Origin of the sequence: Amycolatopsis nigrescens CSC17Ta-90 (genome assembly GCF_000384315.1) — a bacterium.
GTDB lineage: Bacteria > Actinomycetota > Actinomycetes > Mycobacteriales > Pseudonocardiaceae > Amycolatopsis > Amycolatopsis nigrescens.
Window position 1 is genome coordinate 8384618 of the sequence record NZ_ARVW01000001.1, and the last position, 24169, is coordinate 8408786.

Consider the following 24169-nt stretch of genomic DNA (forward strand, 5'->3'; position numbering starts at 1 on the left):
TTGAACGCTGGTGCGCCGCCACTGTGATCGTCCGGACAGCCCGCGCGCACCGGCGTTCAAGGAAACCCGGCGCTCGCGGCGAAGGGTGGCGGCATGCGTGCTTCGCTCCCCGTCCTGATCGCCGTCCTACTCTGGGCGAGCGCCTTCGCCTGCTCGAAACTCGCCGTCGGCGAAGTGCCCCACGAGGTCGCGGCCTTGCTCCGCTTCGGTGGCGGGGCGCTCGTGCTGTTGGTCGTCCTGCGACTGCTGGCGCCGCGCGAGGACCCGGTGCCGCGACGCCGCCTCGGCGCGATCGCCGTGCTCGGTGTGTTGGGCGTCTTCCTCTACAACCTGCTCCTCTTCGGCGGGCTCACCCTGGCGCCGTCGGTGGACGGCAGCGTGATCGTGCCGGTGCTCAGCCCGGTGATCACGGCGGCCGCGACGGCGGTCCTGGAACGCCGGTGGCCGTCGAGGTCCCGGCTCGTCGGGCTGCTGCTGGCCGTGGCCGGGGCGGCGGTGTTCCTGGCTGGTGCCGCCGGCGGACCGGCCAGCGGTTCCCGGCTCCTGGGCGACCTGTCGTTCGTGCTCGCCGCGGGCGTCTGGGCCGCGTACACGATTCGCGGCAAGGCGGTGCTCGCACTGGTCTCGCCGCTGCGGGTGACCACCTACGCGACGGTTGCCGGTGCGCTGCTGCTCGGCCTGGTGGCCGTGCCCGCCCTGCTGCGGACCGACTGGACCGGGCTCGGCGCCGGATTCTGGTTGAACCAGGTCTATCTGGCCGTGCTGCCGACCGCGCTGGCCAACCCGCTCTTCTACTACGGGGTGCGTCGGATCGGGCCGGTCAGGGCGACCACGTTGATGTTCGTCGTGCCGGGCGCCGGGCTGCTCTGGTCGGCTCTCCTGCTCGGCGAGTCGATCAACGCGCTCCAACTGGCCGGCACTCTGGTCATGCTCGCCGGCGCCTGGCTCGCACTGGGCCTCCGGCCGCTACCGCGCCGTTTCCTGCCACCGGTTCGGTCCGCATTGCGCTGACAGTGAACCGGGCGCCGAAACCGCCGGTGCCTGGAGTAGAACAAAGGCACCATCGCCCGGAAGCCAGGAGCCCGCATGCCACGAACGGCCGTCACCGTCCCGACCGAAGACGGCGCCTGCGCCGCGACCCTGCACACCCCGCCGGACGGGGAACGCCGACCGGCGGTGATCCTGTACCCGGACGCCGTCGGGGCCCGGGAGACCTTCGCCGCCATGGCGGACCGGCTCGCCGACCTGGGTTATGCCGTGCTCCTGCCCGACGTCTACTACCGGGCCGGCGGATACGCCCCCTTCGACGTCACCACGTTGTTCAGCGAGCCGGCCGAGCGCGAACGGCTCATGGCACTGGCCGCGAGCTTGACCACGGAGATGATCGTTCGTGACGCGGGTGCGTTCCTGACGTTCCTCGCCGACCGCCCGGAGGTGTCCGGCGCCGGTGCGGGCACCACGGGATACTGCATGGGAGGCCGGACTTCCCTGATCGTGGCCGGGCACTACCCGGACCGCGTCGTCGCCGCCGCGTCGTTCCACGGCGGCCAGCTCGGTGCCACCGACGACCCCGGCAGCCCGCACCTGCTGGCCGACCGCACCACCGCGACCGTCTACGTAGCGGCGGCCGAGAACGACGACCATTGTCCCCCCGAGCAACACGAACGGCTGGACCAGGCCCTCACCGCCGCCGGAGTGAAGCACACCATCGACACCTACCCCGCCGCACACGGATTCGCGGTGCCGGACAACCCGACCTACGACGCCACCGCCGCCGAACGCCATTGGACCGCCCTGGCCGACCTCTACGCCGAAAACCTCCGCTCCTGAGCCGAAATTGTGCTGTTCCCGATCGGCCATATCTCGGTTTCAGCGCCACGAGGGCAGCCATAGTTCCGTCTGCCAGTGGTCGTTGGTGATCGGATCGCCGTTGAGGATCGGCCACAGCCAGGCGAAGTTGGCCACGACCAGCCCGGTGTACAGGGCGACCACCGCCAGTCCGGTTCCGCGCCGTTCGAATCCGGCGCGGGCGCCGCCCAGGATCTGCCCGAGAATCAGGGTCAACCCGAGGACCAGGAACGGCGCCATCGGGGTGGCGTAGAAGAAGTACATCTGCCGGTCCAGATTGAGGAACCAGGGCAGCAACCCGGCCAGATAACCCACCACTACCGCGGCGTGGCGCCAGTCCATGCGGAAGATCCACCGCCAGATGCCCCAGCCGAGCACCGGCAACGAGAGCCACCACATCGCGGGCGTGCCGATCAGCATGGTCGCGCGCACGCACTGCGACGCACCGCAGCCGGTGACCGCCGCGCCCGAGTCGTAGTGGTACAGCATCGGACGCAGGCCCATCGGCCATGTCCACGGTTTCGACTCCCAGGGGTGCGGGTCGCCCTTCGGCGTGAGCAGCTGTTCGTGGAAGCCGAGCACGTTCATCGAATAGTCGCCAAGGGAGCGCAACGCCGGCGGCACCCAGGCGAAGAACCCGGGATCGAGGTTGTTGATCTCGACGTAGTGCCGATCGGTGGCCGTCTCGCTGGCGAACCAGGCCCACCAGGTGCCCAGGTACACCAGGAACACCACGCCGAGGAGGGCCCACAACGCGGGTGCCACGTCGCGGATCAGCGTGCCGGCCCACGGCCGCGGCACGCCTGCCGCGCGACGAGCCGCGACGTCGAAGGCCACGCAGAGCAAACCGAAGAAGGCGACGTAATACAGCCCGGACCACTTCACCGCGAACGCCAGGCCGAGCATCACCCCGGTGAGGAACCGCCACCAGCGAAAACCCAGCCGCGGCCCGTACGGCGACTCGTCGGCCCAGCCATCGGCCACCGTGACGGCCAGCCGCTGCCGCACCTGATCCCGGTCGCGCAGCAGGCAGCCGAACGCGGCCAGCACGAACAGCGCGATGAAGATGTCCAGCATCCCCATCCTGGACTGGATGTGCAGCACGCCGTCGCAGATGACCAGGATGCCCGCGATCCCGCCGAGCAGGGTGGACCTGGTCAGCCTGCGCGCGATCCGGACGGTCAGCAGAATGATCAGCGTGCCCGCGATCGCCGCGGTGAACCGCCAGCCCCAGCCGTTGTAGCCGAACAGCCATTCACCGATCGCGAGCAGCTGCTTGGCCAGCGGCGGATGGACGATCACCTCGAAGCCGTGGTTGTCCTCATAACCGCCGTTGCGCAGCATCTGCCACGCCTGCGCCGCGTAGTACTTCTCGTCGAAGACCGGGGTGCCCTTGTTCGTCGGCAGGCCGAGGTCCTGCAGGCGCACGACCCCGCCGACAACGGTGAGCACCAGCGCGACGATCCAGCCGCGCACGGCGTCGGTCGGCATCGGCCTGCCCAGCAGGGTGGCCTCCCGGTCCGATGGCGGCCGCGGCGCGCCGGCCGGGCGCGCACCATCGCCATCCGTACGGGGCAGCAGCGAGACCACGGAGCATGATCCTAACGAGGGGCACCCGCGCTCCGGGACCGGTCCCGGAGCGCTCCGCGATGATCGGCCCGGTGGCACGGGTGCAGCCTGTGCACGGAAACGGACAGGAGCTGACTGAGTTGCGGGCGATGGCTGTGACTGCGGCGGTGCTGCTGTTCGCGTTGAGCGGTTGCCTGTCTCCGACCGACGACCTGATTAACCGGGTGCGCGCACTGCCTGCCCCGGAGTCGGTGGAAGAACGGGGGCGGGTGGACCAATGGGTGTCGCTGCTGGACAAGTACGCCTTTCAACTGGGCCTGCTGCGCGTCCAGATCCCGGAGAACACGTCCCACCTGAACCGCTCGTTGACCGCCCTGTCGGCTTCGCTGATGAACACGTACACCGATGACGCGAGTGTGCAGGCCGCGGCGATCGGCATGGACAGTTGCACCGACTCCAACAGCTGGGAACCGCAGCCGAACTGAACGGGATCACTGTGGGGCCGACGCCCGCACAGGCGTCGGCCCCACAGGATCTTGACCTTGCGTCGGTCAGCCTCGCGGTAGCCCGAAGGCAAGCATGACCGTGCCGTATTCGCTGGGGTAGAAGGGATAATAGCCGGCCTGGATATAGAGCATCCCGTTCGCCACCACCGCACCGCCGCCACCAGACAGCGCTCCGCCGCGTCCGGTCAGCCCGTTGACGCCGGCGAAGTTGCGGACCGCGTCGTACTCCCAGAGCACCGCACCGGTCCGGGACGAGTACGCCCGCATCTTGCCGTCGGTGCCGCCCAAGTACACCACGCCACGGCTGGTGGTCACCGCCGACGCATGCGCCCGCACGCAGACCTGCGGGGATGCGGCGGCACCGCCCCACGAACACCCGTTGGCCGGGCTGGGGGTCTCCCACTCGATGTCCCCGTTCGCCGGGTTCAGCGCGAACAGGGTGCCCGGGTCCGCATAGTAGGTCGCCACGTACAGCTTTTCACCGTCGTAGCTGGTGCCCCACTGGATACCACCCGTCCCCGCGGCGTGCTGCGTCTCGGACAATTGCCTACGCCAGGAGACTTCGCCGGTCTTCCCGTCGAACACGTGGTACACGCCGCTCTTCTGGCCGACTCCCACCATCGTGCGGCCGTTGACCTGGAAGACGTTCGGCGACGAGCTGAAGTCGTAGTCCAGGTCTGTGCCGTCCTTCTGCCCGGGGCAGTAGCCCTCGTTATCCGGTTTGCCGCACACGACTCGCCAGGTGTCGGCGTGAGTCACCTGTTGCTTCCAGTGCACCGCACCGCTGCGCGCGTCCAGTGCGAGCAGCGAGTCGAAGTCGCCGCCCGAGCCCGAGTAGTTCTGCCCGGTACCGATGTACAGGGTCCCGGTCTTCTTGTCGAGCACCGGGCTGCCCCAAATTCCGCCGCCGGCCGGCCCGTACTTGGTGACGCCGCTCGGCCAGGTGCCGATCGCCTTGGTCGCGGGCATCGTGTCGTACCGCCACATCAACGCCCCGGTCTCCGCGTCGAGCGAGTCGAGATGGCCGCGGAAGGTGCAGCAGGGATAGCTGGGGTCGGCGTGGTCGGTCTCCCTGCTCGACGTGCCGATGTAGATCCGGCCGTCGTGGTAGAGCGGCGAACTGGTGTGCAGGGCGTCCGGATGCTCCTCGTACCTCTTGGCCCAGACCAACTTGCCGGTGCGTTGATCCAGGGCGTAGACATAGCCTTGGTTGTCGCCGAAATACACCTTGCCGCGCGCCACCGCCGGACCGTCCTGCACGACGACGGGAGCCGGCGCGACCGAAGCCAGATCGAAGGTCCACCTGGTCGTTCCGGTCTTCGCGTCGGTCGCGTAGAACTTTCCGTCCGTACCGCCGAAATACGCGTTGCCGTCGACCACGGCCGGCTGGCTTCGCGCCGTCTTGCCGGACTTCGGGTAGGCGAAAGCCCACTTCAGCTCGAGTCCGCCGACGGTGGCCGGGTTTATCCGGTACTCCGACGCGTTGTGGCGGGAGCCCGACACGTCCCCCTGCCAGCTCGGCCAGGCGCCGCCGCGGCCCCCGGCCAAAGCCGTCGAGCCGGTCAGCAGCAACGCCACCAATACCAGCCCTGCCAGCCGCAATTTCTTTCGACTTATTGTCATGATCGGGAGGGTTACATGCGTCACACAGCAATGTCCACGACGAGATTCTTTTTCCCACAATGTTTGTGAATATCGCCCCACGACGGCCGGGAAACTTTCCCCGGTGCACTGTTACCGGGTTGGCCGAATCGGTACTCAACGTCCCGGCCAAGGCGGGACCGGAAACTCACGACCATGGGATGCGCCCACGCCACGCTTAACATCGGCGACCCGAAATGTTGAATGAGACACATTTTGGCTAAAGCACTGTGTCTTGTTGGAATGCCGACTATGCACGGCAGGCTCGGGCGGCCGCGTCCACCGGATCGTGAACGACCTCACAGGAAGGCAGCGCCATGACCGACACCGTGCGCCCCGCCGTTTCGACGGATTCGCCGACCGGTTCGCCTGGCCGGCGCGCAGGGAGCCGGCATCGGTACGCACTGGGCGCGATCCTACTGCTATCGGTGCTGATGTCCGTGTGGGCCATCGCCTCGACCGGCTGGAGCAATCCTTTCTACGCGGCCGCTGTCAAGTCGATGTCCGGAGACTTCACCAATTTCATCTTCGGCGCCTTCGACCCGGCGGGTGTGATCACCGTGGACAAGCCGCCGCTGGGCCTGTGGCCCCAGGTGTTCTCGGTCTGGATCTTCGGTTTTCACGGCTGGGCACTACTTTTACCACAGGTGATCGAGGCGTGCGCGACGGTGTTCCTGTTGCACCGCACGGTACGCCGGTGGGCGGGCGAGAACGCCGCGCTGCTGGCCGCGCTGGCGCTGGCGGTCACCCCGGTGATGGTGGCGGTCAACCGGACCAACCTCCCGGACACCCTGCTGACCCTGTTGGGGGTGGCCGCGGCCTACGCGGTCACCAGGGCGGTGGAGAAGGGCATCTCCTCGGCCAGCGCCACGAAATGGCTGGCGCAGGCCGCGTTCTGGCTCGGCTGCGGGTTCCTCACCAAGATGCTGGCCGCGTGGATGCTCGTGCCCGCCGTGGCGCTGGCCTACCTGTTCGGCCGCGACACCTCCTGGCGCCGCCGGCTGACCGACATCGCCATCGCCGGCGGGGTCCTGCTGGTCAGTTCGGGGTGGTGGGTTGCGCTCACCATGCTGTGGCCGGGCAGGAAACCGTTCATCGGCGGCAGCGAGGACGGTAGCGTCTGGGATCTGGTCATCGGTCAGAACGGCTTCGGCATCCTCTTCGGCATGAACAGCGGTAGCGGAGGTGGCGATGCGGTCGCCGGCGGCGAGGCGGGGCTGCTGCGCATGTTCGGCCCCGAGAACGGCGGGCAGATCAGCTGGCTGATCCCGCTGGCGCTGTGCACGCTGGTGGTGGCGGTGCTGGCCGGGGCACGCCGACGTTGGACGTCACGACCGGCAGCGGACCTGCCCCTGCCGAGTGCGGACCGTTCCTACCGGGCCGGTTGGCTGCTGTGGGGCGGGTGGCTGCTGGTCGTCCTGGCCGTGTTCAGCAATCAGGAGATCGCCCTGCCCTACTACACCATCGAACTGGCACCGGGAATCGCCGCGCTGGCCGGGGCCGGGCTGGTGGCGATGTGGCGGGCCTATCAGAAACCGTCCGGCGCCGAGTGGCTTCTGCTGCCTGCCGGCATCGCGCTCACCGCGACCTGGGCCTGGGTGGTGATCTCGAGGGACACCTCCTGGCACGGCTGGCTTCGCTACTTGGTCGCGGCGATCGCCGCGGTCTCCGTGCTCGGCCTGCTCGCGGCCAGGCGAGGCCCCGGTTTCCCGCGGCGGATGGCCGCAGCCGCAGGGGTGGTCGCGGTACTGCTGGCCCCGGCGGTGTGGTCGGGCATCACCGCGCTGACCACGGGCCGGGCCCTCGCCACCGCTGACACCTTCACCGTTGGCCCGCAGCAGGCTGTCGTCAACATCGGCGGCGCACCAGGGATGGGGAGCGGCGCGCCGGGGATGGCGAGCACGGAGCAGATGATGACGATCATCGAAACCGGCGAGCAGCCGAGCGGCCGCCGGGTCGGCAACTCCGACCTGTCCGCCGAGCAACTGCGCATGCTCGACTACGTCCAGCGCAACGCCGGCGACGCGAAGATCAAGCTCGCCTTCGAAGGTGGCTCCGTCGGAGCGTCCACCTACATCATCAACACCGACGCCACGGTAATCGGTATGGGTGGTTGGTCCGGCGGGGACCCCGTGCCCACGCCGGTCGAGCTGGACCAGTGGCAACGAGACGGCCAGCTGGGATTCGTCTTCAGCTACCGCGACATCAAGATGTCCATCGGCCCGTTCGGCCCCATCGCGACCGAACGGACGAAGTGGGTGCAACAGAACTGCGACGCCGTTCCCGCGAGCGCCTACGGCGGAAAGACCGATCCCGGCGCGTCCCCGCTCAGGATTCCCCACTTCCTCGGCGGCAGCGCCGACACGCTGTACGACTGCACTCGCAAGTAGCAAGGAGACCGGCTTGGTTCGAAGATCAGCGGGTTCGGGTGAACCACTCAGAATGGCCGGCGTCACGCCGGGCGGCGGGAGTACCTGTGGCTGCCTCAATGCCACACACGGAGGAGGGCGATCAACTGTGGACCTATTGACGACCGGGCGGCGCGTACGTGCCGGCTCGGTGACCGACAACGAGCTGCTCGTCAAACTGGCGTCACCAACGTCGCTCCGCGGCGCGGTCGCCATCGCGTCGATGATCGGAGTCAACGCCTCATGAAGCGCTTCTCTCTTCCTCGTTCGGCTCCCGAGGTCTACGCCCAGTTCCAGAATCTGCCCTTGCGCGAGCGCTTCCACGTGATCGCGCGCGCCTCGTCCGCTCCCCTTGATGCGGTCGCGGCACGCGTTCCCTCCGGCCGGATCGCCGAGGTCGGCTGTGGACACGGCCTGCTGTCGGCGATGATCGCGCTGCGCGATCCGGACACCAAGGTGATCGGCTCGGATCCGGACGAGCGGAAGATGACCTGGGCGAACCAGGGTCCAGGTCGGCTGCCGAACGTGGAGTTCTATCCCGGCTCCGCCAAGGAACTGCTCGACCTGCACCGGGGCAGCTTCGACGCGGTGGTGGTGAGCGACGTGCTCTACCTCTTTCCTTTCGACCGCTGGCCCGAGTTCCTCGAGGACCTCCGGCAGCTCCTCCGCCCTGGCGGCCTGTTGGTGCTCAAGGAGGTCGAAGGCGATCGCTCGTGGCGCCACCGCAAGGCGATCGTGCAGGAAATGGTGATGACCCGCGCACTCGGGCTCACCAAGCACACTGGTGTGGCGGTTCTCTTGCCGCGCAAGGAGTTCGGGCCGATCCTGGAGAAGGCGGGGTTCGACTCGATGGAGACGTATGATCTCGCCAGGGGCTACACCACCCCGCACATCCTCTACACCGCTCGCCGCGCCGCATAGCGACCCGTTTCCGCCTGCGGCTGCCGGCCCCGCAAGGGAGCCGGCAGCCGCAGGCGGATTTATCTGCCCGTTTACAACAGTCAAAACCCTCGACTCCCGAACCATCGGAGTCGAGGGTTTTCCCGTGAGGAGGCCGTCATGCACAGCTTTGAGGGGCGAGAGCTGGAAGCGGAAACTACCGCGCCAGCTCTCGCCCCTCGGTGAACCTTATGACAATCCCGCCGCCGGGCCGTATTCCCCGCGACCCGGCCCCTGGAGGAAGGGGAAGGTCAGCAGTGCCTTGGCGACCACGAACGCCTCGTAGAAGCGCGGGTTCTCGCCGTCGCCGTGCACCCCGGCCTGGTGCGCCCACCACTTGCCCCTGGTCGTGACCAGGTCCCTGCTCATGAACCGCTTGTCCGCTTCCGACTTGTAACAGGCGAGGGCCTGCATCTTGAGATCCATGAAATCGGTGATATCGGTGTACAGCTGTGGCGTGAACGAGTCCGCATGATACGGCGGTTCACCCTGGAGAACGAGTCCGATATCGCTCGATCGATTCGCCACCGCAGTGGTGATCTTACCCACCACCTGGTGGTCCTGATGTTCTCGATCTCCGGGATAATGCGTGAGCACGATCGAAGGCTGGATGCGCCGGATATGCGCCTCGATCCGGCCGAAGATCTCCCGGTTCGGAGCGAGGAAGCCGTCCTCGAAGCCCTCCACGATCAGCTCACTGCCCACGACCTCGGCGGCCATCTTGGCTTCCTTCGGCCGGAGATGAGACTGTTCGGCAATGCTATTGCGTCCGTCGGTGAGCGACAGCACGCACAACGCGTAGCCCTGCTGGTGAAGCGCGGCGAAAGTGCCGAAACAGGCGAGCTCAGCGTCGTCTGGATGGGCGAAGACCGCCAGCGCGACAGGTCTTCCCATTTGTCCTCCGCAACTAGAAAGGTGAACGTGGTGGTTTTTCGGCGAAGTTGGCCGCCGCGAGTCAGCTCACGGCTTCTCGTTCGGGGTGGGTTCTCCGGCCTTCCGCCCGAAGACCCAGTTGCGCAACAGCAGGAACCGGCCGGCCGCCGCGACGAGTGCCGAGCTGGCCAGCACGACGACCTCCAGAACTCGGGAGGGGTCCGTGACGCCCATATACAGGAACAGCACCGCGCCCGAAGTGAAGCCGTAGGACAAGGCGAACACGATTAGTCCCAGCAGGTGCGTCCGCCCGGTGGGTTGGTGCCGTGCGGCGAAGGTGAAGCGCCGGTTCGCCTCGGTATTGAACATGGTGGCGACCACCAGCGCGCCGAAGTTCGACGGCAGCACCGGGAGCCACTCCCGCAGCACCGCGTACAGGCCGAGGTAGACCGGCAGCGAAAGGGCGCCGACCACGGCGAACGAGAACAATTGCCAGAACAGCGGGTTCTCGTCCCGACCGAGTACCGGATCCGGATGCTGAGGCTGCGGCTGGGGCCGCTGGGGCAGCCCCTTGATCCTGGCCTTGCCCGCGGCCTTGGTGCGGATCATCCTGAGCAGCCCGCGGATGTCGTGCCAGGCGGTGTTGGCCACCGCGACCCGGGTGTCGGTGTCCTCCAGCCAGTCGACAGGAACCTCCTGCACCCGAAGGCCGTTGTGCTCGGCCAGCAGCAGCAGCTCGGTGTCGAAGAACCAGCCGTCGTCCCGGATGTGCTGAAGCATCGGGCGGATGACGTCGCGGCGGGCCGCCTTGAACCCGCACTGCGCGTCCTTGAACCGGGCACGATGGGTGAGGCGGATCAACGCGTTGTAGGTACGCGACGTGAACTCTCGTTTGGCACAGCGCACGATTTGCGCGCCCGGCGCGTGCCGGGAACCGATCGCGATATCGGAATGCCCGGTGGCGAGCGAAGTCACCAGCGGCACCAGGGCATCCAGTCCGGTGGACAGATCCGCGTCCATGTAGACCACGACGTCGGCCTCGCTGAGGCCCCACGCATAGCGCAGCGCCCGGCCGCGGCCTGGGGTGTCCAGATGCCGCACCTGCACCCGCGGATCCTTCGCGGCCAGGCCGTTCGCCACGTCCATCGTGCCGTCGACGCTGCCGTTGTCCATGATCGTGATGGTCCAGTCATAAGGGAAGTGGTCGCGCAGATAGGCGCGCAGCACCTCGATGGTGCCGGCCAGCACCCGTTCCTCGTTGTAAACCGGTACCACGATGTCGACCGTCGTTGTCCACAGTGGATTTTTCGCTGGATCCCCCGCCCCGGGAGCGAAGGGATTGCCCTCCACGTTGTCGTCCGGAATCACCGTTTCGCCAACAGATCGTTGCATTACCGCTCCCTACTAGTTGACTGAAGCACTCCCGAAACAGTCCCTGGTTGGCCATTCACCCCGACGAACTCGGGATCGCCGAGCCGGCACAGGGAACGGTGCCGCAAGCCCGCGACCCGCGGCAGATCGGTCCGATCCGATGCGGCGAAGATCCACGCCCCCTGACGCTCGCCAACGGGGCCGGATCGTGGCGGCGATGAGCGTTCGGTACATTGGTCACCTCGGTCATGGGTGGATGCGTGTGCCCAGAGAGATTGGTCACAACACTCCTAGGATCATCGGTCGCGGCCAATCCCACCGTCGTGGGTCGTGCGTCCTCAGGACAGCGGGATACTGCTTTCTGTCATGCAAGGCATGCGAAAGAATTGTGCGCGCGGGCCATAATCCGCGGCCGAATGGATCAACGAAAAGTGACTGATTCGGGCCGCGGCCATTCACGGCCGACCCATACTTTCGTAGGTATCGACCGGACCGGAGCTCTGCTGGTCAGCTGGTCTGGACCGCACTCCTGGCTGTGGCGATCCCACCAGACCTACGCCGCCCGGGACCCGCACGCCCGGCCGATCGCGGCCGACGGCAAGAAAACCCGGCGAAGTCGCCGCCCACCACTTCATCCCCAAACCGGTCGAGGACGACGAATGCAACGGCGGTTCAGCGCCGATGATGGCGCAAGCAGCCCGGAACGAAATCGCCGATCACAATCCGACCCCAGGAGTCCGCCTGACAACAGGAGTACAAACGTACTGAAAACGATCACGGATGCCGGTGCAGAAGCAGCTGCTGCCCCGACGTGGTCCCCAGCTCCAGCCGAGCAGATCATGAACAAGATCGTCGCCACAACGAACAAGTGCCACTTGAACTGGCCTTTTACCCACCATCAGGACTGTTCGGCGGCTGCCGCATCTGTACTGGCCGCCTCGCTCAAGCCTCCCGGGGCATGGGAGCGATGGTTTCCCGGACCAGTTCCCGCCACTCACCTTCCGCGTCGGGCCATGGCTTGCCGGGAGTGTCCGGCGAAGGTTGCCGCGTTGAAGTGCCCAGCGTGAATGTGGCACCCATTGAAGGCGAAGTCGATGAGGGTCGCGCCGATGAGGTCGAGATCGATGTTGTGCCAGAACGTGTCGGCCGGGTGGTCCGGGTCTGGTCCGGGATGGAGGTGGGCAGCGAGGATGCGTTGCGCGGTCTGCCTCACCTGTCGTTCTTGAACGTATTCGCGGATGTCTTCCGGGTGCGGCCGTGGCTCAACGGGGACGGCATCGACTGGGTCGCGGGGTGCTGGCGGTGTTGGGTCGTAGGGCATTCGCAGGTAGGCGCACAGCACGTTGACGATGGTCTGCCGCTGGGTTTCGGTGTTCTGGGCAAGACGTTCCAGCGCGTACAGCCCGCCGAGGCGGACCGGTGCCTTGTCCGAGCCGAGTCGTTCGACGGCGGCGGCGTACAGCTCGGTGATCCGCCGCTCAGTGGCATCGGCCTCGGTGTTCAAGGCGACCCGCAGCTGGTGTGCCTGGGTTCCGGTGGCGATCTGCTCGGCGTGTTCCTGCACGCGGCGTTGGTGTGCCAGGTCTTGTTCGGCGGTCTGCTGGCGGCGGGCGGCCAGCAGCAGCGCGATCGCGCCGCCGGCGCCGAGCACGATCGTGCCGACCGTCCCGGACCGGCTGGCTGTCCACGAGGCTGGGGCCTTGCTCAGCGCCCACCTGGCGGCGCCTCGGTCCCCACGTGGTCCCCAGCTCCGCGCGGTGTAGATCATGGGCAAGATCATCACCATAACGAACAAGAGCCGCTTGACCTGGGCTTTCACCCATGTCAAGCGGCTCGTTCGTGCCGGTCGGGCTGACAGGATTTGAACCTGCGACCCCTTGACCCCCAGTCAAGTGCGCTACCAAACTGCGCCACAGCCCGGCCCGCCTTCCGGGGAAGGCGATGAGAAGTACCTTAGCGTGCCCGCTGAGAGCGGTTTGAGGGGGGCCACTACAGCGTGTCAGCGACCGGCTGACGGTCAGCTGAGCAGACCCTGCACGGCCCGCTCGAGATGGGTGCGCATGGTGGTGGTCGCACGGTCCAAGTCACCGGACCGGATCGCGCTCAGCAGCTCGCGGTGTTCCTCCGCCAGGTCCTGCGAGCCGGGATAGGAGGCGCGCAGCTGGGCGAGGCAGAGTTGCATCTCCTCCTGCAGGGCCGGGTAGATCCGGCTGAGCCGGGTGCTGCCCACCGAGTCGACCAGCGCCACGTGGAAGGTGGTGTGCGCGTCCACGCGGTCGGCCCAGCTCGCATCACCGGGCAGGGACTCCAACGTGACCAGCGCCCGTTCCGCGGTGGTGGGCGAGATCCCGTCCTCGACGATCCGGCGGACGGCTTCCAGCTCCAGCGGTGTCCGCACGAAGAACAGGTCGCGCACGTCATCCTCGGTCAGCACCGGCACGATCAGCGACCGCCCGCCGGACTGCCGCACCAGGTGCCGGCCGACCAACACCTGCAGCGCCGAGCGAACGGTGGGCCTGGCCACCCCGAAGGTGGCGGCGAGGCCGTTCTCGGTGAGCGGCTCCCCCGGCGTCAGCTCGCCGCTGAGGATCTGCTTGCGCACCTCGGCCACCAGCGCGTCCCTGGTGCTCGTCGTCTGCAAGGCCACGCCCACAACGACTCCTCCGTTTATCGATTGAGTCAGACTGTCATACCGTATACCCTCGCTCGCCATGGACAAGCCTCAGACGACCGCCGACGCCTTCTTTTCAGTGGACCTGCGGGTGGGCCGGGTGACCGAGGTGCTCGAGTTCCCGGAAGCCCGCGACCCCGCCTGGAAGGTGACCGTCGACTTCGGGCCGCTGGGCACCAAGCAGACCAGCGCGCAGGTCACCAACTACCGCAAGGACGAACTGCTCGGCCGGCTCGTGATCGGCGCGGTCAACCTCGGCGCGAAACGAATCGCCGGGTTTCGCAGCGAGTTCCTTTTGCTCGGCGCGAAGGCGGCCGACAACGCGATCCATCTGCTGGCCCCGGACGGCGGCGAACCCGGCGACGAGGTCTGCTGAGGACCGTCCACATCAGACTTAACCGCGGCGGCCAAGATGTACCTGCGCCACGGTTTCAGCCAGTCCGTGCAGACCTGGCAGTACGGCGTCCGCAATGGACGGGTCGTCGGACTCGTGCAAACGGTTGATCCAGATCCGGGAGATGCCAAGCTCACGGGCCGGCACCATGTCGTGGAAATAGCTCTGCGCCACGTGCACCCAGCGGTCACGGGTCACCCCGAACGATTCTTCGAACCGGGTGAAGTGGTTGTGGTGCGGCTTGTAGGTGCCGACGTCCTCGGCCGTGACGATCGCGTCGATCGGTACCCCGAGGCGACGTTGGGACTCACCGATGAAGTCGCGGTCGCAGTTGGTCAGCAGCGCCAGCCGCCAGCCTGCCTCGCGCAGTTCCGCCAGCGCCGCGCGGGTGTCCGGAAAGATCGGCCAGTAGGGAATGCCGGCCGCCAGCACGGAAGCGTCGTCTTCGAGTAGTTCGAGCCCGGCCTCTTCGGCGGTGCGGCGCAGGGCTTCGGCCATCACGTGCCGGTAGCGCATGGCGGGGAACTCGCGCTGCACCTGCGGCTCGTGTCGGTTGTAGATCTCCAGGAGTTCGGCACCTCGGCCGGGAAACAGCAGTTCCGCCCCGGTGGCGATGCCGTGCCGCCAGTCGACCAGCGTGCCGAAACAGTCGAACGTGGCCCAGTGAACCTCGCTCATTCCTCTTCCTCTCGTCGGCATCAATGTATGACCGATAGTCTGCTATACGGTTATACCAAAGACAAGAGCTGTCGAGTTTCCGCAGGTCAGCGGCCGGTTAGCGAGCGGGGAGGATGACGTGGGGTGGGAGGACGTCGAGGTAGAGCTGCTCGACTTGGGCGGCCCGGCGGGCCAGCACCCGGCGCTGGTTCACGTAGCCCTTGTCGGTGATCTCCCCGGCATTCAGTTCGGGCGGCCGTCCGAGCAGGATCAGCCGTTCGATCCGGCCGGCGGACCCGGCGCCGCGGTTGAGCTCGCGCAGCCTGGCCCCCAGATAGACCGCGAGCTCCTCGTGCTCGACGACCTCGCCGGGCGTCAGCGGATCGGCACCGAACAGCGCCTCGGTCTCGGTGCGGTCGAGCCACGCCAGCGCGCAGACCCGGCACCGGTGCTCCCCCACGATGACCGCGTCGGAGAGCACCGGTGCCCCGGACAACAACGCGGTGCGCAGTGCAGCCACCCGGACGAACGTGCCGGTGGTCAGCTTGAAGTCCTCCGAGATCCGGCTGCGGAAGAGCAGCCCGGCGGCGGGATCGGCCGGATCGGCCAGGTCCACCGCGTCACCGCTGCGGTAGAAGCCCTCTTCGTCGAAGGCCGCCGCGGTGAGTTCCGGCGCGCGCAGGTAGCCGGGGGTGACCATCGGCCCGCGCACCCGGATCTCGTAGGCGTCCTCGTCGGGCACGAGCTTGACCTCGGCGCCGGGCAGGGGCACGCCGATGCAGCGGGCGTCGGTGAACTCGTAGTGCGCCATGGTGACCGCGGGCGCCGTTTCGGTGGCGCCCCAGGCGCCGGTGACCGGAATCCGCCGTCCGGTCGTTCGCCAGGCCAGTGCGTCCAGCCGGCGCCGCAGCTCGGCCGGCAGCGCGGCGGCCGCGTTCACCATCAGGTCCAGCCGCGAGAAGAAGCGCTCGGCGAACTCCTGGTCGCGTTCCAACTCGGGCACCAGTCGCGCCCAGCCGGCCGGGACGCTGAAGTACACCGTCGGCCGAACGTCCGCGACGTTCGCGATCGTCAGCGCGATCCCGTCCGGAGTGGGGCGCCCGCCGTCGATGTACAGGGTGCCGCCGTTGGCCAGCACCAGGTTCACGTTGTGGTTGCCGCCGAAGGTGTGGCTCCACGGCAGCCAGTCGGCCACCACCGGCCGCCGTTCGGCGAGGAACGGCCATGCCTGGCGGATCGAGCGCTGGTTGGAGCACAGCATGCGATGGGTGTTGAGTACCCCCTTGGGACTTCCGGTGGAGCCCGAGGTGAACAGGATCTTCGCCACCGAATCCGGGGTGATCCGCTGAAACGCCCGCTCCACGTCGGCGCGCACCGCGGTGGACGCCAGGTCGCCGAACAACGTGGCATGCAGCGCTGGCTCGGCGTTCACCGACACGATCGCCGGCACGTCCCGCAACGCGCGCAGCACCGCACCGAAGCGGGCGCCGTCGTCCGCGAACACCGCACCGGGCCGGACGAGCGCGGCGATCTCGGTGACGCGGGTGTGCTCGGTGAGCAGTGAGTAGGCCACGCTGACCGGGATCACCGGCACCCCGACGGTCAGTGCGCCCAGCGTGATCAGCAGGTGCTCGACCGAGTTGCCGGAGAGCACCAGCAGCGGCCGGTCGGGGCCGAGACCGCGGTCGAGCAGCGCCTGCCCGATCGCGTCCGCGGTGGCGACCGACTCGCCGTAGCCGTACCGCATCCATTGCCCGTCCGGCCCGCGCTGCGCGACCAGTGGATGCCCAGGATCGGCGGCGGCCCGTTCGCGCAGCATCGCGGCCACGCTCACCGGATGCGGCCCCAGCTCATCGCGCGAGCCGAGCAGCAGGGTGCCGTCACCGCGCCGGCGCAGCTCGACCCGCGGAGGCGCGAACAGCTCGGCGGGGATGGGCGGCATCGCGACCACTGGGCGTCCCTCCGGGGTTGCCGGTCCACTCTTTCTCGCATCCAGCCGCCGGGCGGTCAATGTTTCGCCCGGCGCAACGGGTTTCGTGCACCGCAGTCCGTCAGGTGCGAAGACGGCTGTTGACAGCACGGCCGTGGCGGCTATATTCAACACATCGGTTAATTAACTAGCTGGTTCACTACAGGAGGCAGAGATGGATCTTCCACGCGTCGTGTCGCAGGAGGAATGGCAGGCGGCCCGGGACGAGCTGCTGGTCAAGGAGAAAGCGCAGATGCGGGCCGGCGACGCGATCGCCGCGGAACGCCGCAGGCTGCCGATGGTCGCCTTCGACAAGGAGTACGTCTTCGAGGGCGCCGACGGCAAAGCGACCCTGCTCGACCTGTTCGACGGACGCCGCCAGCTGATCGTCTACCACTTCATGATGCAACCGGGTTCCACGCACCGTTGCCCCGGCTGTTCGATGGTGGTCGACAACATGGGCCACCCGGCACACGTGCACGCCCGCGACACCACGCTGGTGGTGACCGCGCCGGCGCCGCTGGCCGAGAGCGAGGCGTACCGGCAGCGGATGGGCTGGACGGTGCCCTGGTATTCCGCGTATGGCAACGACTTCACTGACGACTGCGGAGTCGGCGACGGCTTCGGCATCTCCGTCTTCATCCGTGACGGCGAGCGGATCTTCCGCAGCTATTTCACCTCCGGCCGGGGCGCCGAGCTGGTGGACACCAACCTGCACTACATCGACCTCACACCGCTGGGCCGGCAGGAGGCATGGGAGGAGTCCGGCCACGGCGACAGCACACCCGGCAGCTGGTGGCGGCTGCACGACGAATACGCGAGCTGAACACCACTGTCCCCTTGACCTCAAGTTCGGTTGAGGTCCGAGGATGGGGCCGTGCGTCCCGCCCGGGACGTGGCGAGGAGGCAGCGCAGATCATGCAGATCGACGAACAGGTCGACCGGGTGCTGACCCGGTTCAAGATCCCGGAGTTCGTCACCGCGACCAGGGACGGCGGAGTGAACACCCGGCCCATGTCGGCGCTCTGGATGCCCGAGCACAACCACATCATGCTCACCACCCCGGCCGCCTTCCCGCAGAAGGCGTTCAACATCCGGCGTGACGGCCGGGCCGCGCTGCTCTACTCGGACTTCGCCGGCAGCGGCCTCGGCGACGGGCCCGCGGTTTTGGTGCAGGGACGGGCGACCGCGCCGGACGTGGTCGCGCTGCCGGAGGACATCCCGGAGTTCTGGCGCGGCGTGTTCGCCAAGAACCCGCGCGACCCCGCCGAGTACACCGCGGAGAACCAGGACGGGATGGACTGGTACTACTGGCGGCTGCCGCTCTACCTCACCCCGGAGCGGATCACCCTGCTCCCCCGCACGCCGGCCGGCGGCGCCACCGAGCCACCTGCTCCCGGGCCCGGGGTCGACCTGCACGAGCGGGTCGCGGACGCACTGGTCCGCTACCCCACCGCGACCTTCGCCGGCCGCGACGAGGACGGCATGCCCTTCGCCGTGCGCGCGGAGGTCACGCACACCGAGCGCGGCGGCGAGCTCGATGTGCGGCCCACCGCACCGGGACCCAAGCTGACCGGGCCGACCAACCTGCTGTGGCACCGGCACGGCGGACAGGCCGACCGGATGAGCGTGCTGCTGGTGGCGGGCACCACCACCGGCAGCACGTTCGTGCCGGAACGCGTGCCCGGCGAAGGGACGGTCGACGGCCCGCTGGTCGACTGGCAGGTGGTGGCCAGGGAGAACTCGCTGCGCTACCTGGCCCGCCGCAACCTCGGCGCGCCCGAGATCGACTGGGCGGCGCTGGCCGGGTTCACCAAGGGCTGACCCGGTGCTCAGCGCGCGGCGGCCAGCCGGGCGACCGCAGCGCCGATGGTGGTGGCCGGCCGGCCGAGCAGGGACTCCAGATCGGGCGCCGGGGTGGCCAGCGCGTCCGCGCGCACCATCGGGAACAGGGTGCCGAGCGGTCCCAGCTCCCGATCGCTGACCTCGCGGTAGCGCACGGTCTTCCCGGTGGCCGCGGTCAGCGCCGCGGCCAGCTCCGGGTATGTCCACAGTGGACCCCGCAGCTCGTAGACCCGGTTTTGCGCGGTAGCTGTGCTGTCCTCGGTCATCGCCGCGCTGGCCGCGAGCGCGAAGTCCCGGATGGTCGCGGTGTTCAGCGCGTGCTCGCCCGCCGCGGCGGTGATCTCACCGCCGCGGGCCTGCCGCAGGCCGAGACCGGCGAAGAAGTCGGTGTAGAAACTGTTGCGCAGAAAGGTGTAATCCAGCCCGGACGCCCGGATGGCGGCCTCGGTGTAGTGGTGGTCGGCGGCCAGCCCGTCACTCGCCGAAGCGTGGATCGCGCTGGTGTAGACGATCCGCCGGACCCCGGCCGCCACCGCGGCGTCCACCACGGCCCGGTGCTGCACCGGGCGGACGCCGGGGTTCAGGTCCGACCCCGAGACGAACAGCAGCACCTCCGCCCCGGTGAACGCCGGTACCAGCGACTCCGGACGCCCGTAGTCGCCCCAGCGCACGTCGACCCCGCGCTCCGCCAGACCCCGCGCCTTCGCGGGGTCGCGGGCCACCACCGAGAGCTGCGAAACCGGCACCCTCGCCAGCAGATCCTCGGCCGCGATCCGGCCCAGGTTTCCGGTAGCCCCGGTCAGCACATACTTCGTCAAGACGTCCTCGCCTCAGGTATTCGCACTAGTGAGCGAACTAGACGCTAACCCGACGGACATTGGCGCGGCCACGCGTTTTCCGTGCGAGAGGGTGTCTTGACGGGCTATTTGCGGGTCTCGTTCAGGTAGTTGTAGATCGTGTAGCGGGTCACGTCGAGCTCGGTCGCGAGGTGGTCCACCGCGTCCTTGATCAGGAAGAAACCGGCCTCGTCCAGCTCGCGCACCACGGCCGCCTTGTGCGGTTTCTTCATCAGCTCCACCGGGATACCGGCCTTGCCGACCGCCCGCTCGATGAGGAACCGCTGCAGGCTGTCCACGTCCGGCGGGAAGGTCTCGCGCTGCCCACCGGCGGGCAGCGGGGACGCCGTCACCCCGCGCTCGCTGTTCACGCACAGGCAGCCCACCGCCACCCCCTGCTCGTCCCGCAGGAACAGGGTGGACGAGCGGATCGGCCTGCCGTCCGGGCCGTGCGTCTCGTAGTCGGTCAGGTCCTGGGTGGTGCCCCGGCGGACCAGGCCGAGCAGCAGGTCCGTCATCGGGCCGCCCGGGGTGCGGCTGGTCAGATCGCCGGCCACGGCGATGATCGAGTCCGGCAGCCGGGACAGGTCGTGCAGCACCACCTCGTTGCCGGGGCCGAGCATGGTGGCCAGCCCGGACACCGCCGGAACCAGCGCGGTGAGCACGCTGTGCGAGGTCTCCGCCACGGCCCCGGCCGGCACGGCCGTACCTCCGCCGTTCGACGACGGCCTGGTCAGCCCGGCCAGCACGGCACGCACCTGCTCGGCCACTGAGGCCGAGGTGGACGCGTGCGGCGAGAGCCGGACGTGCTCCGGCCGCACGGTGGCCGCGATCCCCTCCGCGGCCAGCGCCGCGCCGATCTGCTCGGCCGGCACGTCCGCCGCGGTGAACGCCAGGATGCCCGCCCGCCTCTCGGTCGCGGACACGATCTCCGCGCCTGCCGACCGCAGCGCCTCTTCCAGCTCACCGACCCGCTCGGCGATCCGCGCCTCGATCGACGGCACACCGGCCTCCTCCACCAGTTCCAGCGCGGCGGCGAACGCGCCGGAGGTGATCGGGCTGAGGTTGCTGATCGACCAGCCGGCCGCGGTGTCCGCACCAGGATGGATCTCGTCGTCGAACAGCCCGGGATCGCGGGCCCCTGTCCAGCCGGAGATGACCGGGTTCATCCGCTCCAGCGCGCGGTCCGACAGCACGGCGAAACCCGTCCCCCAGCCGGCACGCAGCCATTTCTGCCCGCCGACCACCAGTACGTCGGCCACCTCCCACGGCGCGTCGACCACGCCGAACCCCTGGATCCCGTCCACCACCAGCAGCCGGTCGCCGATCACCTCCCGGATGGCCGCCAGATCGGCCCGGTACCCGGTGCGGAAGTCCACCGCGCTCACCGAGACGAGCGAGGTCTGCGCGGTCAGTTCGGCCGCGACGGCTTCCGCGGTGACGTACCCGCGTGGCGGACGCATCCGGCGCGTCCGCAGCCGCCCGGCTTGTTCCGCCCTCGCCCACGGGTAGGTGTTGGCCGGGAACTCCGCGGCCGAAACCAGCGCCTCGCCGCCGGGAGCGTTGAAGGCGGCCTGGAACAGCCCGAGGCTGGTGTTGGGCAGCAGTACGGTGTGGTCGGTGTCGCTGCCGCACAACCGCGCCGCGGCCGCCTTCGCCCGCACCTCCTGCCGCATCAACTCGTCCACTGTGGACGGCCCGGCCTTGGTGGCGTGCTCCAGCAGCGCGGCCGTGGTGTCCAGCACCGCGTGCGACGGCGGGCCGAACCGTGCGAAGTCCAGGTATCCGGCGGGCTCGTCGAACTGGAGCAGGTAACGCGCCGGGATCCGCCCCACTACAGGACCCTGGCCAGGAACTGGCGGGTGCGCTCGTGCCGCGGCGAGCCGAGCACCTGCTCCGGCGGACCGGTCTCCACCACCGCCCCCTCGGCCATGAACACCACCTGGTCCGCGGCCTCCCTGGCGAAACCCATCTCGTGCGTCACGACCACCATTGTCATCCCCTCCGTGGCCAGCTTGCCCATCACCTCCAGCACCTCACCCACCAGTTCCGGGTCCAGTGCCGAGGTGGGCTCGTCGAACAGCATCAGCTTCGGTTTCATCGCCAGCGACCTGGCGATCGCCACCCGCTGCTGCTGCCCGCCGGAGAGCTGGCCGGGATAGTCGTCCGCGCGGTGCGCCAGGCCGACCCGGTCCAGCAGTTCCAGCGCGCTCTTCCTGGCCTCGGCCGCGGGCACGCCGCGCACCCTGGTCGGCCCCTCCACCACGTTCTCCAGCACGCTGCGGTGGGCGAACAGGTTGAACCGCTGGAACACCATGCCGATGTCCCGGCGCTGCCTCGCCACTTCGCGCTCTCGCAGCTCGTACAGCTTGCCGTGCCGGAGCCGGAAGCCGATCGGCTCGCCGTCCACCCAGACCTGGCCGCTGTCGATGGTCTCCAGATGGTTGATACAGCGCAGAAAAGTGCTCTTCCCGGCGCCGGACGGCCCGAGCAGGCAAACTACCTGTCCTTTGTGGACTGACAGGTCGATGCCGCGCAGCACCTCGGTGCCGCCGAAGCGCTTGCGCACCCCGACCGCCCGCAGCAGCGGTTCCTCCGGGTCAGAGGCCATCCCGACTCCTCACCAAGGGTGCGGTCCGCAACGCCCTGGCGGCCCGCGACCAGGGGCCTGCCGCCAGGCCGGCCCGGTCCGCCGCACCGAACGCGCGTTCCAGGTAGTGCTGGCCGACCCCGGCCACGGTGACCACGACCATGTACCAGATCGCGGCCGCCAGCAGGGTTTCCATCACCAGCAGGTTGTGCGACGAGATGTTGTTCGCCGCGTGGATCAGCTCGGTGACGCCGATGACCGAGGCCATCGAGGTGCCCTTGAGCATGTTGATGAAGTCGTTGCCGGTCGGCGGGATGATCACCCGCATCGCCTGCGGCAGCACCACCCGGCGCAGCGTGGTCGCCGGGGTCATCCCGATCGACTTCGCCGCCTCGGCCTGGCCACCGTCCACACTGTTCAGCCCGGCCCGCACGATCTCCGCCATGTAGGCGCTTTCGTTCAGCGCCAGCCCGAGCAGGGCTGCGACGAAAGCACTGATCAGCACGTTGGTCGGCTCGTGCACCAGATAGCCGTCGGTGAACGGCAGCGGGATCGAGATGAACTCGAAGACCAGCGCGAGGTTGTACCAGATCAGGATCTGCAACAGCACCGGCAGCCCGCGGAACAGCCAGATGTAGCCCGCGGCGAACCACCTGGCCACCGGGTTCGCCGAGCGTCGCATCAGCGCGACCACGACCCCGATCACGATCGCCGACGCCTGCGCGACCACCGCCAGCAGCACGGTGTTCAGCAGGCCGACGGCCATCACCCGGTACCAGAGGAACTCCGGCACCGACTCGTAGTCGATCTGCGCCTGTGCCAGCGCCACCCCGAGCAGTCCGAGCAGCACCAGGATGACCACGGCGCTGACCCACCGCCCCCAGTGCCGCAGCCGGACGATGGGCAGCTCCGCCCCGGCGGGTTCAGCTTCCGCCATTGACGTTCACCTGCGCGACCGCACCCTGCTGCACACCCCAGGCCTCGAGGATCTTGCCGTAGGTGCCGTCCGCGATCAGTGCCTGCAGCGCGGCCCGCACGGACTCGGTCAGCTCCTTGCCCGTCTTGTGCACGCCGATGCCGTAGGGCCCGCCGTTGATCGGCTGGCCGGGCACCACCTCGAAGAACTTGCCCTCACCGGCGGTGCGCGAGATGTAGACCGCGCTGGGCAGGTCGTTCAGGATGGCCGCGACCCGGCCGGTGCGCAGCTGGTTCTGGTTCTGGGTGTCGCTGTCGGTCGCGGTGACAGTGATCGGGGGCTGGCCGGACTGGCCGCACTTCGCGGACTGCTCGGTGGCGAACTTCTGGTGACTGGTGCCCTGCACCACGGCCACCGCCTTGCCGCACAGGGTGTCCGGGCCGGTGATCCCGTCCGGGTTGCCCTTGCGCACCATGATCGTGATGCCGGACTGGAAGTAGTCCACGAAGTCGATCTGCTGCTGGCGTTCGGCGGTGTCGTTCATCGCGGCCATGGTCAGATCGACCCGGCCGGACTGCAGGCTGGTGATCAGCGAGCCGAAGGCCATGTCCTGGTGGGCGACCCGCACCCCGAGCTTCGCCGCGATGGCCTTCGCCAGGTCTACCTCGTAGCCGATCGGCGTCTTGCCGTCGGCGGCGTAGAAGTTGTTCGGCGCGGACTGCAGGTTGGAGGCCAGCTGCAGGGTGCCTGCCTGCGCGACCTTCGGCGGCAGCGCGGCGGCGAGCTGCGCGTCCTTCTGCACCCCGGCGAGCAGCGCGGTGGTGTCCGGGATGGCGCTCGCACCGCCGGTCGGTTCGCTCGTGCCGCCGGCACCGTCCTCGCCACCGCCGCAAGCCGCGGTGGCGAGCGCCAGTACACCGCCGAGCACGGCGGCCTGCCAGGTGCGGGCCCGGGATCGGCCACGGAAGAAGGGCGGGGCATCGGGCATCGGGGACCTCCACGACCAGGGACGCAGTGCGGGGCTGGGTTGATGAGCGCAGACGCTACAACTGCTTGTTGAAGTCGTCAACGTGCTGTTGAAATTCAGCTCGGCGACTACTCGCTGCGACCGAGGTCACGTCGCGGCCTTCCGAACT

22 protein-coding genes and 1 tRNA gene are annotated in these 24169 nt (G+C 68.5%); 9 read left to right on the forward strand and 14 right to left on the reverse strand.

The annotated features are described in order from the left end of the window. Positions 1 to 93: 93 nt before the first annotated feature. The gene (locus tag AMYNI_RS0139685) at positions 94 to 1011 is read left to right on the forward strand and encodes a DMT family transporter (protein ID WP_020673695.1); all 918 of its coding nucleotides are present in this window, start codon (positions 94 to 96) and stop codon (positions 1009 to 1011) included. Positions 1012 to 1086: 75 nt separating this feature from the next. After that, entirely contained in the window at positions 1087 to 1830 is a 744-nt protein-coding gene (locus tag AMYNI_RS0139690; RefSeq protein WP_020673696.1) for a dienelactone hydrolase family protein, read from the forward strand. Positions 1831 to 1869: 39 nt separating this feature from the next. Here AMYNI_RS0139690 and AMYNI_RS0139695 read toward each other — a convergent pair whose 3' ends face one another. Further along, positions 1870 to 3438 (reverse strand): dolichyl-phosphate-mannose--protein mannosyltransferase, encoded by a 1569-nt coding sequence (locus tag AMYNI_RS0139695; protein WP_020673697.1) that lies wholly within the window; start codon positions 3436 to 3438, stop codon positions 1870 to 1872. Between the two features lie 59 nt (positions 3439 to 3497). Here AMYNI_RS0139695 and AMYNI_RS0139700 point away from each other — a divergent pair, with 59 nt between their 5' ends. After that, positions 3498 to 3902, forward strand: a complete 405-nt coding sequence (locus AMYNI_RS0139700) for a hypothetical protein (RefSeq protein ID WP_020673698.1) — start codon at positions 3498 to 3500, stop codon at positions 3900 to 3902. A gap of 66 nt (positions 3903 to 3968) precedes the next feature. On the opposite strand, the gene AMYNI_RS0139705 is transcribed toward AMYNI_RS0139700, so the two are convergent. Beyond that, positions 3969 to 5546: an outer membrane protein assembly factor BamB family protein gene (locus tag AMYNI_RS0139705; protein ID WP_026361514.1), complete on the reverse strand. Its 1578-nt coding sequence runs from the start codon at positions 5544 to 5546 to the stop codon at positions 3969 to 3971. A gap of 452 nt (positions 5547 to 5998) precedes the next feature. On the opposite strand from AMYNI_RS0139705, the gene AMYNI_RS0139710 reads away from it, so the two are divergent. The 3 genes from AMYNI_RS0139710 (at position 5999) to AMYNI_RS0139720 (ending at position 8893) form a co-directional block, all read left to right on the forward strand. Then, on the forward strand, positions 5999 to 7954 hold the full coding sequence (locus tag AMYNI_RS0139710) for an ArnT family glycosyltransferase (RefSeq protein WP_245574248.1): 1956 nt from the start codon (positions 5999 to 6001) through the stop codon (positions 7952 to 7954). Between the two features lie 127 nt (positions 7955 to 8081). After that, the gene (locus AMYNI_RS49450; protein ID WP_157357680.1) at positions 8082 to 8219 is read left to right on the forward strand and encodes a hypothetical protein; all 138 of its coding nucleotides are present in this window, start codon (positions 8082 to 8084) and stop codon (positions 8217 to 8219) included. Beyond that, positions 8216 to 8893, forward strand: a complete 678-nt coding sequence (locus AMYNI_RS0139720; RefSeq protein WP_026361515.1) for a class I SAM-dependent methyltransferase — start codon at positions 8216 to 8218, stop codon at positions 8891 to 8893. Before AMYNI_RS49450 ends, AMYNI_RS0139720 begins: the two co-directional genes overlap by 4 nt. A 207-nt stretch (positions 8894 to 9100) precedes the next feature. Here AMYNI_RS0139720 and AMYNI_RS0139725 read toward each other — a convergent pair whose 3' ends face one another. The 5 genes from AMYNI_RS0139725 to AMYNI_RS0139745 form a co-directional block, all read right to left on the reverse strand. Further along, positions 9101 to 9805 carry a PIG-L deacetylase family protein gene (locus AMYNI_RS0139725; protein WP_020673703.1) on the reverse strand — a complete coding sequence of 235 codons (705 nt, stop codon included), beginning with the start codon at positions 9803 to 9805 and terminating at the stop codon, positions 9101 to 9103. Between the two features lie 66 nt (positions 9806 to 9871). Then, positions 9872 to 11176: a bifunctional glycosyltransferase family 2/GtrA family protein gene (locus tag AMYNI_RS0139730; RefSeq protein WP_084628591.1), complete on the reverse strand. Its 1305-nt coding sequence runs from the start codon at positions 11174 to 11176 to the stop codon at positions 9872 to 9874. A 973-nt stretch (positions 11177 to 12149) separates the two neighbouring features. After that, positions 12150 to 12923 carry a hypothetical protein gene (locus AMYNI_RS46535; RefSeq protein ID WP_157357682.1) on the reverse strand — a complete coding sequence of 258 codons (774 nt, stop codon included), beginning with the start codon at positions 12921 to 12923 and terminating at the stop codon, positions 12150 to 12152. Positions 12924 to 13001: 78 nt separating this feature from the next. Beyond that, positions 13002 to 13075: transfer RNA gene (locus AMYNI_RS0139740), tRNA-Pro, on the reverse strand. 97 nt (positions 13076 to 13172) lie between these two features. Continuing rightward, positions 13173 to 13802: a GntR family transcriptional regulator gene (locus AMYNI_RS0139745; protein ID WP_245574105.1), complete on the reverse strand. Its 630-nt coding sequence runs from the start codon at positions 13800 to 13802 to the stop codon at positions 13173 to 13175. Positions 13803 to 13866: 64 nt separating this feature from the next. On the opposite strand from AMYNI_RS0139745, the gene AMYNI_RS0139750 reads away from it, so the two are divergent. Continuing rightward, positions 13867 to 14202: a tRNA-binding protein gene (locus AMYNI_RS0139750; protein WP_020673707.1), complete on the forward strand. Its 336-nt coding sequence runs from the start codon at positions 13867 to 13869 to the stop codon at positions 14200 to 14202. An 18-nt stretch (positions 14203 to 14220) separates the two neighbouring features. Here the strand turns inward: AMYNI_RS0139750 and AMYNI_RS0139755 are convergent, their stop codons facing one another. Together AMYNI_RS0139755 and AMYNI_RS0139760 are read right to left on the reverse strand one after the other, a co-directional pair. Further along, positions 14221 to 14898, reverse strand: coding sequence for a haloacid dehalogenase type II (locus AMYNI_RS0139755; RefSeq protein ID WP_020673708.1), 678 nt, complete (start codon positions 14896 to 14898; stop codon positions 14221 to 14223). Between the two features lie 97 nt (positions 14899 to 14995). Further along, positions 14996 to 16819 carry a feruloyl-CoA synthase gene (locus AMYNI_RS0139760; protein WP_063713904.1) on the reverse strand — a complete coding sequence of 608 codons (1824 nt, stop codon included), beginning with the start codon at positions 16817 to 16819 and terminating at the stop codon, positions 14996 to 14998. A 202-nt stretch (positions 16820 to 17021) separates the two neighbouring features. Here AMYNI_RS0139760 and AMYNI_RS0139765 point away from each other — a divergent pair, with 202 nt between their 5' ends. Both AMYNI_RS0139765 and AMYNI_RS0139770 read left to right on the forward strand, forming a co-directional pair. After that, the gene (locus tag AMYNI_RS0139765; protein WP_020673710.1) at positions 17022 to 17672 is read left to right on the forward strand and encodes a DUF899 domain-containing protein; all 651 of its coding nucleotides are present in this window, start codon (positions 17022 to 17024) and stop codon (positions 17670 to 17672) included. 92 nt (positions 17673 to 17764) lie between these two features. Then, positions 17765 to 18670 carry a pyridoxamine 5'-phosphate oxidase family protein gene (locus tag AMYNI_RS0139770; RefSeq protein WP_020673711.1) on the forward strand — a complete coding sequence of 302 codons (906 nt, stop codon included), beginning with the start codon at positions 17765 to 17767 and terminating at the stop codon, positions 18668 to 18670. 8 nt (positions 18671 to 18678) lie between these two features. On the opposite strand, the gene AMYNI_RS0139775 is transcribed toward AMYNI_RS0139770, so the two are convergent. The 5 genes from AMYNI_RS0139775 to AMYNI_RS0139795 form a co-directional block, all read right to left on the reverse strand. Continuing rightward, positions 18679 to 19509 carry an NAD(P)H-binding protein gene (locus AMYNI_RS0139775; RefSeq protein ID WP_026361517.1) on the reverse strand — a complete coding sequence of 277 codons (831 nt, stop codon included), beginning with the start codon at positions 19507 to 19509 and terminating at the stop codon, positions 18679 to 18681. A gap of 104 nt (positions 19510 to 19613) precedes the next feature. After that, entirely contained in the window at positions 19614 to 21362 is a 1749-nt protein-coding gene (locus AMYNI_RS0139780) for an aminotransferase class V-fold PLP-dependent enzyme (RefSeq protein WP_020673713.1), read from the reverse strand. Beyond that, positions 21362 to 22138, reverse strand: a complete 777-nt coding sequence (locus AMYNI_RS0139785; protein WP_020673714.1) for an amino acid ABC transporter ATP-binding protein — start codon at positions 22136 to 22138, stop codon at positions 21362 to 21364. Before AMYNI_RS0139785 ends, AMYNI_RS0139780 begins: the two co-directional genes overlap by 1 nt. After that, the gene (locus AMYNI_RS0139790; protein WP_020673715.1) at positions 22128 to 23054 is read right to left on the reverse strand and encodes an amino acid ABC transporter permease; all 927 of its coding nucleotides are present in this window, start codon (positions 23052 to 23054) and stop codon (positions 22128 to 22130) included. Before AMYNI_RS0139790 ends, AMYNI_RS0139785 begins: the two co-directional genes overlap by 11 nt. Then, positions 23041 to 24021, reverse strand: a complete 981-nt coding sequence (locus AMYNI_RS0139795; RefSeq protein WP_020673716.1) for an ABC transporter substrate-binding protein — start codon at positions 24019 to 24021, stop codon at positions 23041 to 23043. Before AMYNI_RS0139795 ends, AMYNI_RS0139790 begins: the two co-directional genes overlap by 14 nt. Positions 24022 to 24169: the final 148 nt, after the last annotated feature.